Genomic DNA, 13723 nt, shown 5'->3' with positions numbered 1-13723 from the left:
TATTTGAAACCAAAACATGTCAGGGAGGGGCGCCGGAATGAAAGAACGGGTCGAGATATTCGAGGTCGGGCCGCGCGACGGGTTGCAAAACGAACAGCGCGAGATTCCGGTGGCCGAGAAAGTGGCGCTGGTCGATTGCCTCAGCGGGGCCGGGTTCAAACGGATCGAGGTCGCCAGCTTTGTCTCTCGGAAATGGGTGCCGCAGATGGCGGGGTCGGCGCAGGTATTGGCTGGAATCGCGCGGGCCGATGGCGTGCGCTATGCGGCGCTGACGCCAAATATGCGCGGATATGAGGACGCGCTGGCCGCCAAGGCGGACGAGATTGCGGTATTCGCGTCGGCCTCGGAAGGGTTTTCAAAGGCGAATATCAACGCAACCATCGCGGAATCCATCGAACGGTTTGTGCCGATCCTCGAAGCGGCCCGGCATATTGATCTGCCGGTGCGGGGGTATGTCTCTTGCGTGACGGATTGCCCGTATGATGGTCCGACGCCGCCGGAAAAAGTGGCCGAGGTCGCGGATGCTCTGTTTGCCCACGGGTGCTATGAGATTTCGCTGGGTGATACGATCGGGCAGGCGACGCCGGACAAGATCGCGCATATGCTGCTGGCGGTTCGGGACAGGGTGCCGGTAACCCGTTTGGCGGGTCATTTCCATGACACCAACGGGCGGGCCATCGACAATATCGACGCGTCGCTGTCGTTGGGGGTGCGGGTGTTTGACGCCGCAGTCGGCGGCTTGGGCGGGTGTCCATACGCGCCGGGGGCTGCTGGCAACGTGGCGACCGAAGCAGTGGACGCGCATCTGACCCGGCTGGGATATGAAACCGGTCTGGATGCTGCGGTTCTGGAGCAGGCCGCGCACATGGCCCGCGCGATGCGGCCAGAGTAAGGAGCCATTATGTTCGAAACCATTGCACTGGACATCGACGCCCGAGGGGTTGCGACACTTACCCTGAACCGCGCAGAGAAACACAATGCCCTGTCGGCCCGCATGATTGCCGAACTGACCCAAGCTGCGGGCCAGTTGTCGGCCGATGACACGGTGCGCGCCGTTGTTCTGACCGGTGCAGGAAAGACCTTTTGCGCGGGGGGCGATCTGGGGTGGATGCAAGACCAGATGGCCGCAGACAGCGATACCAGGTTTGTCGAGGCCCGCAAGCTTGCCGAGATGTTGCAGGCAATGAACACGCTGACCAAGCCGCTGATCGGCGCCCTGCAAGGCAACGCCTTTGGCGGTGGCGTCGGCATGGCATCCGTTTGCGATGTGGCCATCGGGGTGGACACGCTGAAGATGGGGCTGACCGAAACGCGGCTGGGCCTGATCCCGGCGACGATCGGCCCCTATGTGATCGCCCGTATGGGCGAAGCGCAGGCCCGGCGTGTCTTTATGTCGGCGCGTCTGTTCGATGCATCCGAGGCCGCCGCCCTGGGGCTGTTGGCCCGCGTGGTCCCTGCTGCCGATCTTGCCCAGGCGGTCGAGGCCGAAATCGCCCCGTATCTGTCCTGCGCCCCTGGCGCAGTTGCCAGCGCCAAGGCCCTGGTCCGGCAATTGGGTCCGCGTATCGATGACAGTGTGATTGACCAGACCATTCGTGCGCTGGTCGACAGATGGGAAACCGACGAGGCCCAGGAGGGAATCACCGCCTTCTTCGAAAAACGAAAACCTGACTGGAAAACTCCAGTTTAGATTGGCGGTCCAAACGGATATTTGTTTAAAACCAAAACATTCAATGACGCAAAAATAGGGGGTAATTGGACCGGTGCGCGCCTGTGCTCGGTTGACCCTCTGACGCGGCGCGGATACAGAAAGTCCAGTCAACACGCCAATTGACGGCGCGTCCCGGTGATGGATGCGCAGGAAAGGAGCTATTCGTGGAAGACCTGCTGCGGGAATACCTCCCGATCCTGGTGTTTCTGGCCGTCGCCGTAGGGCTTGGAATCGTCTTGATTCTTGCCGCTGTGGTTCTGGCTGTCCGCAACCCCGACCCCGAAAAGGTCAGCGCGTATGAATGCGGCTTCAATGCCTTTGATGACGCGCGGATGAAGTTCGACGTCCGATTCTACCTGGTCTCGATTCTCTTCATCATCTTCGATCTGGAAATTGCATTCCTGTTCCCCTGGGCCGTCGGCTTCAAGGACATCAGCGATGTGGGGTTCTGGTCCATGATGGTGTTTTTGGGCGTTCTGACCATCGGCTTTGCCTATGAATGGAAGAAAGGGGCCCTGGAATGGGAGTGATGACGGGTGCAAACACCGCTGGCGTCGACAAAGAAGTCGCCACCCAGGCCCTGAACGCCGAATTGCAGGACAAGGGTTTCCTGCTGACATCGACCGAAGACATCATCAACTGGGCCCGTACCGGCAGTCTGCACTGGATGACCTTTGGTCTGGCCTGCTGCGCGGTCGAGATGATGCACACCTCGATGCCGCGGTATGATGCCGAACGGTTTGGCATCGCGCCGCGCGCCTCGCCGCGTCAGTCGGACGTGATGATCGTGGCCGGGACGCTGACCAACAAGATGGCCCCCGCGCTGCGCAAGGTTTATGACCAGATGCCCGAGCCGCGCTATGTGATCTCGATGGGGTCCTGCGCCAATGGCGGTGGTTATTACCACTATTCCTATTCCGTCGTGCGTGGATGCGACCGGGTTGTTCCGGTGGATATCTATGTGCCCGGCTGCCCGCCAACGGCTGAAGCGCTGCTGTACGGGCTGATGCAGTTGCAACGCAAAATACGCCGCACCGGCACCATCGTGCGCTGAGGAGAATTCGGATGAGCGAAGCACTCAAGGAACTTGGCGCACAGATCGAACTCAAGCGCGCGGATTGCGTTCTGGGCTGGGACGTCACGCATGGCGAGCTGAATATCGACGTCGCCCCGTCCAATCTGGTCGGGTTTGTCGAGTTTCTGACATCCGATCAGTCGTGCCGGTTTTCGACACTGGTCGATATCACCGGCGTCGACTATCCCGAACGCACCAAACGGTTCGACGTGGTCTATCACTTTCTGTCGATGTACCAGAACCAGCGTATCCGCCTGCGGGTTTCGATCCGCGAAGAGGACATGGTGCCCTCGATCACTGACATCCACCCGTCGGCCAACTGGTTCGAGCGCGAGGTGTTCGACATGTTCGGCATCCTGTTCTCGGGCCACCCGGACCTGCGGCGTATCCTGACCGACTATGGGTTCCGCGGCTATCCGCTGCGCAAGGATTTCCCGACCACCGGCTATACCGAGGTGCGGTATGACGAGGCGCAAAAGCGTGTGGTCTATGAACCTGTCAGCCTGGTGCAGGAATACCGGCAGTTCGATTTCATGTCCCCCTGGGAGGGCGCGAATTACATTCTGCCGGGGGATGAGAAACAGGAGACCGAGTAATGGGTGGCATCTGGTGGCTGATCCTTTCCGCGCTGACCATCATTCCGATGGTGAAGATTTTGCCGTTTTTCGGGATCAACAAATACTGGTGCCTGCTCTGTCTGGTTCCATTCGGCACGATAGCCCTGTTGTGGTGGGTCGGGCTGAAACTGCAAGAGTTGGAGCGCCGCTGAGATGCTGATGCTGCTGGGGGAACTGATCGCATTGGGTGCGCTGGGGGTCCTGCTGGCAGGGGCCGCGGCCAAGGCGCTTGAGGCGGAAAAGGTCCGGGTTCGGGCCGAAGCAAAGAAGAAACGAGGGCGTTGATGGACGGCTCAAGATATGATGACGGCAGCACGGACGCGCTGAGCGGAGAACAGAAGATCCGCAACTTCAACATCAACTTCGGCCCGCAACACCCTGCGGCGCACGGGGTTTTGCGTCTTGTGCTTGAGCTGGACGGCGAGATCGTTGAACGCTGCGACCCGCATATCGGCCTGCTGCACCGCGGTACTGAAAAGCTGATGGAAAGCCGGACGTATCTGCAGAACCTGCCGTATTTCGACCGTCTGGATTACGTGGCGCCGATGAACCAGGAACACGCCTGGTGTCTGGCCATTGAAAAGCTGACCGGCGTCGAGGTGCCGCGCCGTGGCTCGCTGATCCGGGTTCTGTATTCCGAGATCGGACGCATCCTGAACCACCTGCTGAACGTCACCACGCAGGCGATGGACGTGGGCGCGCTGACCCCGCCGCTTTGGGGCTTTGAAGAGCGTGAAAAGCTGATGGTGTTTTACGAGCGTGCCTGTGGTGCCCGCCTGCACGCCGCCTATTTCCGCCCCGGTGGTGTACACCAGGACCTGCCGCCCGAACTGCTGGATGATATCGAGGCCTGGAGCCACGAATTCCCCGCCGTTCTGGAAGACATCGACGGTCTGCTGACTGAAAACCGCATTTTCAAACAGCGCAACGCCGATATAGGCATCGTGACCGAAGATGACATTCAGAAATACGGATTTTCGGGCGTGATGGTCCGCGGGTCGGGTCTGGCCTGGGATTTGCGCCGTGCGCAGCCCTATGAATGCTATGACGAGTTCGAATTCCAGATCCCCGTCGGCAAGAACGGCGACTGTTACGACCGTTACCTTGTGCGCATGGAAGAGATGCGCCAGTCGCTGCTGATTATCCGCCAGGCCATCGCCAAGATCCGCGAATGCCCCGGCGACGTTCTGGCGCGCGGCAAGATCACCCCGCCGAAACGGTCCGACATGAAGACCTCGATGGAAAGCCTGATCCATCACTTCAAGCTTTATACCGAAGGTTTCCACGTCCCCGCAGGCGAGGTCTACGCCGCCGTCGAGGCCCCCAAAGGCGAATTCGGCGTCTATCTGGTCGCCGACGGCACTAACAAGCCTTACCGCGCCAAACTGCGCGCGCCCGGCTTTCTGCACCTGCAAGCCATGGACCACGTCGCCGGAGGACACCAACTGGCCGACGTCGCCGCCATCATTGGCACCATGGATGTCGTATTTGGAGAGATTGACCGCTAATGCTCCGCCGTCTTCATCCCGAACAACCCGAAAGCTTTGCCTTTACCGCTGCCAACCAGCAATGGGCCAAAGCGCAGATCACCAAATACCCCGAGGGCCGTCAGGCCAGCGCGGTCATCCCGCTGCTGTGGCGCGCGCAGGAACAAGAGGGCTGGCTGTCCCGCCCGGCGATTGAATCCGTCGCCGACATGCTGGGCATGGCCTATATCCGCGTGCTCGAGGTGGCCTCGTTCTATTTTATGTTCCAGCTGCAACCGGTTGGCTCGGTGGCGCATATTCAGGTCTGCGGCACGACGTCCTGCATGATCTGTGGTGCCGAAGACCTGATCGCGGTCTGCAAGGACAAGATTGCGGCGAAACCGCATGAGCTGTCCGCCGATGGCAAGCTGAGCTGGGAAGAGGTCGAATGCCTCGGGTCCTGCACCAATGCGCCGATGGCGCAGATCGGCAAGGATTATTACGAGGACCTGACCGCCGTGAGCTTTGGCAAGATCATTGATGATCTGTCCTCTGGCAAGGTGCCTGTCCCTGGTCCTCAGAATGGGCGCTATGCGGCGGAACCGCTGAAAGGTCTGACCAGCCTGTCCGAGCACGGGGCCGGCAAGCCCGAATACAATGCAAGCGTCGAATTGGCGACCGGGTTGGCGGATACCGTCAAGCGTATCGACGGGACCGAGGTGCCTGTCCTGACCCCGTGGCTGGGCAAGGATGGAAAGCAGGCCGGTGCGTCGGCCGCGGCGAAGCCGCCGAAGGTGCCGGAGCAGGGTAAACCAGCCGCCCGTCAGGCTGCGCCGAAGAAATCTGCCAAGGCCGAGCCATCTTCGCCCGAGGGCGCCGCGACCAAGGCGGAAACGGCTGAAGTACAGCCTGAAACGCTGAGCGGTGCGCGCGAGGGCAAGCCCGACGACCTCAAGCTGCTCAAGGGCGTCGGCCCCAAGCTTGAACAGACGTTGAACGAGCTGGGCTTTTATCATTTCGACCAGATCGCCGCCTGGACCCCTGAACAGGTGGCCTGGGTCGACGCACGGCTGAAATTCAAAGGCCGGATCGAACGTGATGGCTGGATCGAACAGGCGGCCAAGCTGGCCGCAGGAGAAGAGACCGAGTTTGCCAAGCGGGCAAAGTCGGAAGGCAAGTACGAAGACTAAGCAGGTGCCCGTCCGGGGCGCCAGGATAAGATGGACACGGACAAGGAACAGGCCATAGCCCGCAAGGGCCGACATATCGGCATGGTCATCGCTGCGACCATGGTGCTGTGGCTTGCCATGACAATGTTCGTCGGTCCCGCGCTGGGAATGCCGGGGCGATTTGCGCTGCTGTTTGATTTCGCCGCCCTGGCGGGATTCATCTATGCAGGCGTCAACATATTTCAACTCTGGCGCATGCGTCAGGACAGCTGAAGGTAACACGCGATGCTGAAGGATCAGGACCGGATCTTTACCAACATCTACGGGATGCATGAGCGCACATTGCGCGGCGCACAGGCCCGCGGGCATTGGGACGGCACTGCTGGCCTGATCGAAAAGGGGCGCGACTGGATCATCCAGACGATGAAGGACTCGGGCCTGCGTGGTCGCGGCGGTGCGGGCTTTCCGACCGGTCTGAAATGGTCGTTCATGCCCAAGGAAAGCGACGGGCGCCCTTCATATCTGGTCGTGAATGCGGATGAATCCGAGCCGGGCACCTGTAAAGATCGCGAGATCATGCGCCACGATCCGCATACGCTGATCGAAGGCTGCCTGATCGCGTCCTTCGCGATGAATGCGCATACCTGCTATATCTACCTGCGCGGCGAATATATCCGTGAACGCGAGGCGCTGCAGGCCGCGATTGACGAGGCGTATGACGCGGGCCTGCTGGGCAAAAACGCGGCCGGTTCGGGCTGGGATTTCGACCTGTTCCTGCATCACGGCGCGGGCGCCTATATCTGCGGCGAGGAAACCGCCCTGATCGAAAGCCTTGAGGGCAAGAAGGGCATGCCGCGGATGAAACCTCCGTTCCCGGCGGGGGCCGGTCTTTACGGCTGCCCGACCACGGTGAACAACGTGGAATCCATCGCTGTTGTGCCGACCATCCTGCGCCGTGGCGCGGATTGGTTCGCAGGCTTTGGCCGTCAAAACAACGCAGGCACCAAGCTGTTTGCGATCTCGGGCCATGTGAACAACCCCTGCGTCGTCGAAGAGGCGATGTCGATTTCCTTCGAGGAACTGATCGAAACCCATTGCGGCGGTATTCGCGGCGGCTGGGACAACCTGCTGGCCGTCATTCCGGGCGGATCGTCAGTGCCTTGCGTGCGCGGTGAGAACATGCGCGATGCGATCATGGATTTCGACTATTTGCGGGGCGAACTGGGCTCGGGTCTGGGCACCGCTGCGGTGATCGTGATGGACAAATCCACGGACATCATCAAGGCGATCTGGCGTCTGTCGAAATTCTACAAGCATGAAAGCTGCGGCCAGTGCACGCCGTGCCGCGAAGGCACCGGCTGGATGATGCGCGTGATGGATCGTCTGGTGCGCGGCGAGGCCGAACCGGAAGAGATCGACATGCTGTTTGACGTAACAAAACAGGTCGAAGGTCACACGATCTGTGCCCTTGGCGACGCGGCCGCCTGGCCGATCCAGGGCCTGATCCGCAATTTCCGTGATGAGATCGAAGACCGCATCAAGGCACAGAAAACGGGTCGCTCTTCGGCGATTGCGGCGGAGTAGACCGGATGGAGAGCTTTGCCGAATATTCCCATGCGATTGCCGCCCTGGTGATCTTTACCCTGATCGTGCTGTTGCTGGCGCCGTTTTCGGCGCTGTCCAAGGCGGGCAAGGGCTTGGCACCGGGGGCCACCCCCGAACAGGACTATTCGGACCGGGCGTATCGTTTGAACCGCGCCTACCTGAACGGGACAGAAACCCTGCCTGCGTTCCTGACGGTCACGATGGCGGCGATCCTGCTGGGGGTTGGCCCGGTTTGGGTAAATATGCTGGCGTCGGTGGCGTTGGTTGCGCGTGTTGCGATGCTGATCGTGCATCTGCGCGGGATTGGCCGCGCCCATAGCGGCCTGCGGTCGGTCCTGTATGTCATTGGCTGGGCCTGTATGGCGGTGATGGGCCTTCTGGCCCTGGCGGCGGCAGTTTCCTGAGGAACATTACGGTGAGAAACAAGATCGATCAGAAACAGCAAAACGCAGCGCGCGCCAGGGCGGTTTCCCTTGGGGTATTGGCCGCTGTTGCATTGCTGGCGGCATGTAGCGGTCGGTCATCCAGCGACCGGATCCTGTTCGATGGCCATGCATTCCGCGCAAGCGCCAAGGCCGTGGACAAAAAGGCCACGCCCACCGATTTCACCGTGACCGTCAATGGCGTGTCCGCGTCACTGGACGGCGCCCGCGAGGCCGGGCGGCATGAGGCCACGCGGTATTGCGTCCAGAATTTTGGCTCGTCCCGGATTGTCTGGAAGGTCGGCCCCGACAGCGAACCGCAGACCCTGCGTATCGACAATGACAAGCTGACATTTGCGGGATCGTGCCAAAGACCATGACCCGCGCTATCACATATCATGACCAGGGCCGGGGGCTGTTATTGCATAGCAGCTCGACCGGATGTCGTCTTGGGAAACCCAAGACGAAAGGAAATGGCATGTCTATTGTGAAACCCGCAGTTCTGTGCGCCGTGCTGGCGTTGCCGGCGATGGCCGAGGCCAAGCCGCCCTTGCGCGATGTCAAGGAGATCGACAACGAACTCTATTACATCGCCATTGCAAATGAGATTTCGGATTACTGCCCGTCGATCAGCGGGCGCCGGATGAAGGCGATCGGGGTGATGTGGGGGCTGCGGTCCAAGGCAAACAAGCTGGGCTATTCGGACAAGGAAATTCGCGCATATGTCGAATCCGATGCCGAAAAAGACCGGATGCGCAGCAAGGGCGAGGCTTACCTGGCGCAAAACGGGGTGAGCTATGACAAACCGAATACGTTCTGCAAGCTTGGGCGGGCGGAAATCGAAAGAAACAGCGCCATTGGCGTGTATTTGAGGGCGAACTAGACCATGTCTGACCTTCGCAAGGTGAATATCGACGGGCAGGAAATCGAAGTCGATGGTGCAATGACCCTGATCCAGGCCTGTGAACAGGCCGGGGTCGAAGTGCCGCGGTTCTGTTATCACGAGCGTCTGTCGATTGCAGGGAACTGCCGGATGTGCCTTGTCGAGGTTGTCGGCGGCCCTCCGAAACCTGCGGCGTCCTGCGCGATGCAGGTCCGTGACCTGCGCCCTGGCCCCGAGGGGCAGGCGCCTGTGGTCAAGACAAACTCGCCCATGGTCAAGAAGGCCCGCGAAGGGGTGATGGAGTTCCTACTCATCAATCACCCGCTGGATTGCCCGATCTGCGACCAGGGCGGTGAATGCGACCTGCAGGATCAGGCGATGGCCTATGGCCTGTCCGGGTCGCGGTTCAAGGAAGCCAAGCGCGCGGTTGATGATCTGGACCTGGGGCCGCTGGTTGGCACCGCCATGACCCGCTGTATCAGCTGCACCCGTTGTGTTCGCTTCACCACCGAGGTCGCCGGGATCACCCAGATGGGCCAGACCGGGCGTGGCGAAGATGCCGAAATCACGTCCTATCTGAACCAGACGCTTGCATCCAACATGCAGGGCAACATCATCGACCTGTGCCCCGTTGGTGCGCTGACGTCCAAGCCTTATGCGTTTACCGCGCGCCCCTGGGAACTGACCAAGACCGAAAGCATCGACGTGATGGACGCGCTTGGCGCGAACATCCGCGTGGATACCAAGGGTCGCGAAGTCATGCGTTTCCTGCCGCGCAACCATGACGGCGTGAACGAAGAGTGGATCAGCGACAAGACCCGCTTTGTCTGGGACGGGCTGCGTCGTCAGCGTCTGGACAAGCCGTATGTCCGTGAAAACGGGAAACTGCGTCCGGCCACATGGCCCGAGGCGCTGACCAAAGCGGCTGAAGCGCTGAAAGGGGCCGACAAACCCGCTGGTATCGTGGGCGATCTGGCCCCGGTCGAGGCCGCCTTTGCGTTGAAACAGATGATCGAAGGGCAGGGCGGCGTTGTGGAATGCCGCACCGACGGGGCCAAGCTGCCTGCGGGCAATCGCGGCGCATATGCCGGCACCGCCGCAATCGAAGACATCGACACGGCCGAACGTATCCTGCTGATCGGCACCAACCCGCGTGATGAGGCGCCGGTGCTGAACGCCCGTATCCGCAAGGCATGGGCCCATGGGGCCGAGGTTGCCCTGGTCGGCCCGGCGGTGGATCTGACCTTTGCCTATCACCACATGGGTGACGATCGCGCTGCGTTGCAAAAAGCCCTCGACATGGGCGGGGATGACGAGATCAAGGCCAAACGCTCGTTGGTCATCGTGGGCCAAGGCGCGCTGCAAGAGGCGGACGGAGCCGCCGTTCTGGCCGCGGCGCAAACCATTGCGGCCAATACGGAAAGCGGTCTGATTGTGCTGCACACTGCAGCGTCACGCGTGGGTGCGATGGATGTGGATGCCACGAACGAAGGCGGCATGGATGCGGTCAGCGCGGCGGATGTGATCTATAACCTCGGCGCGGATGAAGTTGAAATCGGTGACGGTGTCTTTGTGATCTATCAGGGCAGCCACGGTGACCGCGGTGCGCACCGCGCCGACGTGATCCTGCCGGGCGCGGCCTATACCGAAGAAAACGGCCTGTTCGTGAATACCGAAGGCCGTCCGCAACTGGCGATGCGCGCCGGATTTGCGCCGGGTGAGGCCAAGGAAAACTGGGCCATCCTGCGTGCACTGTCCGCCGAACTGGATGCAACGCTGCCCTTCGACTCGCTGGCGCAACTGCGCAGCGCGCTGATCGAGGCGGTTCCGCATCTGGCCCGCATCGACGAAGTGATCGAGAACGAGGTTCAGGCGCTGGCAGCAGGCCCGCTGGGCAAGGCCACATTCCGCAATTCGGTCAAGGATTTCTACCTGACCAACCCGATTGCGCGCGCCTCGCAACTGATGGCAGAGCTTTCCGCGCAGGCGCAGGCCCGCAAGGCTGAAAAGATCGCGGCGGAATGAACCAAAGCTGTTTCATATCACATGCAGACAGGGGCGATGCCGGGTGGCAGGTCGCCGCGTCTGATTTGTATGTGGAACCCAAGATTAAGGGTGGCGTATTGGCGGCAGATGCTGTTTACACCAACGCGCCGACCCAGCCGCTTTGTGCGCAGGCATCTGGCCTTTGCATCACGCGCGGTAAACGGAAATACCACGGTGTGAGGACCAATGGCTGAATTCTTTAACACCCCAGGCGGAATAGCCATCATCATTCTGGCGCAAGTGCTTGCTGTCGTTGCCTTTGTGATGATCTCGCTGTTGTTCCTTGTTTATGGCGACCGCAAGATCTGGGCTGCTGTCCAGATGCGGCGCGGCCCCAATGTGGTTGGCGTTTACGGTCTGCTGCAATCGGTGGCGGACGCGTTGAAATACGTGGTGAAAGAGGTCGTCATACCGGCCGGTGCGGACCGGACGGTGTTCATCCTTGCGCCGCTGACATCTTTTGTTCTGGCCATGATCGCCTGGGCCGTGATCCCGTTCAACGATGGCTGGGTCTTGTCGGATATCAACGTCGCCATCCTCTATGTCTTCGCCGTATCGTCGTTGGAAGTTTATGGCGTAATCATGGGCGGTTGGGCGTCGAACTCAAAGTACCCGTTCCTGGGGTCCCTGCGCTCGGCCGCGCAAATGATTTCCTACGAGGTGTCCATCGGGCTGATCATCATCGGCATCATCATCTCGACGGGGTCGATGAACTTTGGCGACATCGTGCGTGCGCAAGATGGCTCGTTCGGGTTCTTCAGCTGGTACTGGCTGCCGCATTTCCCGATGGTCTTCCTGTTCTTTATCTCGGCCCTGGCTGAAACCAACCGTCCGCCGTTTGACCTGCCCGAGGCGGAATCGGAACTGGTCGCAGGCTATCAGGTTGAATATTCGGCCACGCCGTTCCTGCTGTTCATGGCAGGCGAATATATCGCGATCTTCCTGATGTGCGCGCTGACAACGCTGCTGTTCTTCGGCGGTTGGCTGTCGCCGATCCCCGGTCTGCCTGACGGCGTGCTGTGGATGGTTGCCAAGATGGCGTTCTTTTTCTTCATCTTCGCGATGGTCAAGGCGATCACGCCGCGCTACCGCTATGACCAGCTGATGCGGCTGGGCTGGAAAGTGTTCCTGCCGTTCAGCCTTGTCTGGGTGGTGTTCGTATCCTTTGCGGCGAAATTCGACTGGTTCTGGGGCGCGTTCGCGCGTTGGAGCGTAGGAGGCTGATATGACCCAAATCGACTATTCCCGCGCTGCCAAGTATTTCCTGCTGCAGGACTTCTGGGTCGGCATGAAGCTGGGGCTGAAGTATTTCTTTGCACCCAAGGCCACCGTGAACTATCCGCATGAAAAGGGGCCTCTGTCCCCGCGTTTCCGCGGTGAGCATGCGCTGCGCCGTTATCCCAACGGCGAAGAACGTTGCATCGCGTGCAAACTGTGCGAGGCGGTCTGCCCGGCGCAGGCCATCACCATCGACGCTGAACCGCGCGAAGACGGCAGCCGCCGCACCACGCGTTATGATATCGACATGACCAAGTGCATCTATTGCGGCTTTTGCCAAGAGGCCTGCCCGGTCGATGCCATTGTCGAAGGTCCGAATTTCGAGTTTGCAACCGAAACCCGCGAAGAGCTGTTTTACGACAAGGAAAAGCTTCTGTCGAACGGCGAACGCTGGGAAGCCGAGATCGCCCGCAACCTGGAAATGGACGCGCCGTACCGATGACTGATAGCCCGACAAATCCGTTCGAGCTGATGATGCGGCAAGCTCAGGACATGGCCAAGGCCCTGAACCCGGCGATGGAAAGCTTTTCGCCCAAAGGGTTCGAAGCACTGTGGCCGACCATGCCCAAAGAGGTCATGGAGATGATGTTTGGCAATGCCGTCAACACCGACGGGCTGGATGCCAAGACCCGCCTGCTGCTGACGCTGGCGGGGCTGACCTGTCAGGGTGCGCAGGCGGATGCGGCGGTGCGTCAAACCGTGCGCCACGCGCTTGAGGCCGGGGCCAAGAAACAAGAGATCGTGGAAACGATCGGTCAGATGTCGGTTTTTGCCGGCATCCCGGCCATGACCCGCGCGCTGGATCTGGCGCAAGAGGTCCTGGGCGATAACGAGGATGAGGATCAATGACCGTCTTTGCCTTCTATCTGTTTGCCATCAGCGCCATCACCGGCGGGCTGTTCACGGTGATCAGCCGCCAGCCGGTGCATTCCGTGCTGTGGCTGATCCTGTCCTTCCTGTCGGCGGCAGGCTTGTTCGTGCTGCTGGGGGCCGAGTTCGTGGCGATGCTGCTGATCATCGTCTATGTCGGCGCGGTTGCGGTGCTGTTCCTGTTCGTGGTGATGATGCTGGACGTGGACTTTGCCGAGCTCAAGGCCGAGATGGCGCGCTATATGCCGTTGGCCCTGCTGATCGGCCTGGTTATCCTGATGCAGTTCGTCATGGCCTTTGGGGCCTGGGACAGCGCGCAAGGCGCCGCCGCCAACCTGGCGCAGCCGATCCCGGCGGACCGCCACAATACCGAGGCGCTGGGTGTCATTCTTTACGATCAATACTTCCTTCTGTTCCAACTGGCGGGCCTGATCCTGCTGGTGGCCATGATCGGTGCCATCGTTTTGACGCTGCGCCACCGTCAGGACATCAAGCGTCAGGACATCATCGCCCAGATGATGCGTGACCCGGCCAAAGCGATGGAGTTGAAGGACGTGAAACCGGGGCAGGGGTTGTAGCAG

At 60.6% G+C, this 13723-nt stretch carries 19 protein-coding genes; all 19 read left to right on the top strand.

The genetic code is table 11. The features are described from left to right. Positions 1 to 37: 37 nt before the first annotated feature. A complete protein-coding gene (locus ACXAG8_RS05950; protein WP_475222838.1) occupies positions 38 to 892 on the top strand; it encodes a hydroxymethylglutaryl-CoA lyase in 855 nt (284 codons plus the stop codon). 9 nt (positions 893 to 901) lie between these two features. After that, a complete protein-coding gene (locus ACXAG8_RS05945) occupies positions 902 to 1690 on the top strand; it encodes a crotonase/enoyl-CoA hydratase family protein (RefSeq protein WP_475222837.1) in 789 nt (262 codons plus the stop codon). Between the two features lie 185 nt (positions 1691 to 1875). Then, complete coding sequence (locus ACXAG8_RS05940) at positions 1876 to 2241, top strand: NADH-quinone oxidoreductase subunit A (protein ID WP_050602775.1); 366 nt, start codon at positions 1876 to 1878, stop codon at positions 2239 to 2241. After that, positions 2232 to 2765 carry a NuoB/complex I 20 kDa subunit family protein gene (locus ACXAG8_RS05935; protein WP_010442777.1) on the top strand — a complete coding sequence of 178 codons (534 nt, stop codon included), beginning with the start codon at positions 2232 to 2234 and terminating at the stop codon, positions 2763 to 2765. Before ACXAG8_RS05940 ends, ACXAG8_RS05935 begins: the two co-directional genes overlap by 10 nt. Positions 2766 to 2776: 11 nt before the next feature. Continuing rightward, positions 2777 to 3382, top strand: a complete 606-nt coding sequence (locus ACXAG8_RS05930) for an NADH-quinone oxidoreductase subunit C (RefSeq protein WP_475222836.1) — start codon at positions 2777 to 2779, stop codon at positions 3380 to 3382. Further along, positions 3382 to 3555: a hypothetical protein gene (locus ACXAG8_RS05925; RefSeq protein ID WP_010442775.1), complete on the top strand. Its 174-nt coding sequence runs from the start codon at positions 3382 to 3384 to the stop codon at positions 3553 to 3555. Before ACXAG8_RS05930 ends, ACXAG8_RS05925 begins: the two co-directional genes overlap by 1 nt. A 1-nt stretch (position 3556) precedes the next feature. Beyond that, a complete protein-coding gene (locus tag ACXAG8_RS05920) occupies positions 3557 to 3688 on the top strand; it encodes a hypothetical protein (RefSeq protein ID WP_475222835.1) in 132 nt (43 codons plus the stop codon). Continuing rightward, positions 3688 to 4911 (top strand): NADH-quinone oxidoreductase subunit D, encoded by a 1224-nt coding sequence (locus tag ACXAG8_RS05915; RefSeq protein WP_475222834.1) that lies wholly within the window; start codon positions 3688 to 3690, stop codon positions 4909 to 4911. Before ACXAG8_RS05920 ends, ACXAG8_RS05915 begins: the two co-directional genes overlap by 1 nt. After that, positions 4911 to 6059, top strand: coding sequence for an NADH-quinone oxidoreductase subunit E (locus tag ACXAG8_RS05910; RefSeq protein ID WP_475222833.1), 1149 nt, complete (start codon positions 4911 to 4913; stop codon positions 6057 to 6059). The genes ACXAG8_RS05915 and ACXAG8_RS05910 overlap by 1 nt, the downstream gene beginning before the upstream one ends. 30 nt (positions 6060 to 6089) lie before the next feature. Continuing rightward, a complete protein-coding gene (locus ACXAG8_RS05905; RefSeq protein ID WP_475222832.1) occupies positions 6090 to 6311 on the top strand; it encodes a DUF5337 domain-containing protein in 222 nt (73 codons plus the stop codon). Positions 6312 to 6323: 12 nt separating this feature from the next. After that, positions 6324 to 7622, top strand: coding sequence for an NADH-quinone oxidoreductase subunit NuoF (nuoF, locus tag ACXAG8_RS05900; protein WP_475222831.1), 1299 nt, complete (start codon positions 6324 to 6326; stop codon positions 7620 to 7622). Positions 7623 to 7627: 5 nt separating this feature from the next. Beyond that, positions 7628 to 8047, top strand: coding sequence for an MAPEG family protein (locus ACXAG8_RS05895; RefSeq protein ID WP_475222830.1), 420 nt, complete (start codon positions 7628 to 7630; stop codon positions 8045 to 8047). A gap of 11 nt (positions 8048 to 8058) precedes the next feature. Beyond that, positions 8059 to 8445 carry a hypothetical protein gene (locus ACXAG8_RS05890; protein WP_475222829.1) on the top strand — a complete coding sequence of 129 codons (387 nt, stop codon included), beginning with the start codon at positions 8059 to 8061 and terminating at the stop codon, positions 8443 to 8445. A gap of 98 nt (positions 8446 to 8543) precedes the next feature. Next, positions 8544 to 8948 (top strand): DUF5333 domain-containing protein, encoded by a 405-nt coding sequence (locus tag ACXAG8_RS05885; protein ID WP_475222828.1) that lies wholly within the window; start codon positions 8544 to 8546, stop codon positions 8946 to 8948. 3 nt (positions 8949 to 8951) lie between these two features. Then, positions 8952 to 10973, top strand: a complete 2022-nt coding sequence (gene nuoG / locus ACXAG8_RS05880; protein WP_475222826.1) for an NADH-quinone oxidoreductase subunit NuoG — start codon at positions 8952 to 8954, stop codon at positions 10971 to 10973. A 207-nt stretch (positions 10974 to 11180) separates the two neighbouring features. Then, positions 11181 to 12218: an NADH-quinone oxidoreductase subunit NuoH gene (nuoH, locus tag ACXAG8_RS05875; protein ID WP_475222825.1), complete on the top strand. Its 1038-nt coding sequence runs from the start codon at positions 11181 to 11183 to the stop codon at positions 12216 to 12218. Position 12219: 1 nt separating this feature from the next. Further along, entirely contained in the window at positions 12220 to 12714 is a 495-nt protein-coding gene (gene nuoI, locus ACXAG8_RS05870) for an NADH-quinone oxidoreductase subunit NuoI (RefSeq protein ID WP_475222823.1), read from the top strand. Then, the gene (locus tag ACXAG8_RS05865; protein WP_475222822.1) at positions 12711 to 13121 is read left to right on the top strand and encodes a carboxymuconolactone decarboxylase family protein; all 411 of its coding nucleotides are present in this window, start codon (positions 12711 to 12713) and stop codon (positions 13119 to 13121) included. The genes nuoI and ACXAG8_RS05865 overlap by 4 nt, the downstream gene beginning before the upstream one ends. Beyond that, on the top strand, positions 13118 to 13720 hold the full coding sequence (locus tag ACXAG8_RS05860; protein ID WP_475222821.1) for an NADH-quinone oxidoreductase subunit J: 603 nt from the start codon (positions 13118 to 13120) through the stop codon (positions 13718 to 13720). The genes ACXAG8_RS05865 and ACXAG8_RS05860 overlap by 4 nt, the downstream gene beginning before the upstream one ends. Positions 13721 to 13723: the final 3 nt, after the last annotated feature.

The organism is Ruegeria sp. ABD4_443, assembly GCF_056160865.1.
This window is presented reverse-complemented; position numbering and strand designations above follow the sequence as displayed.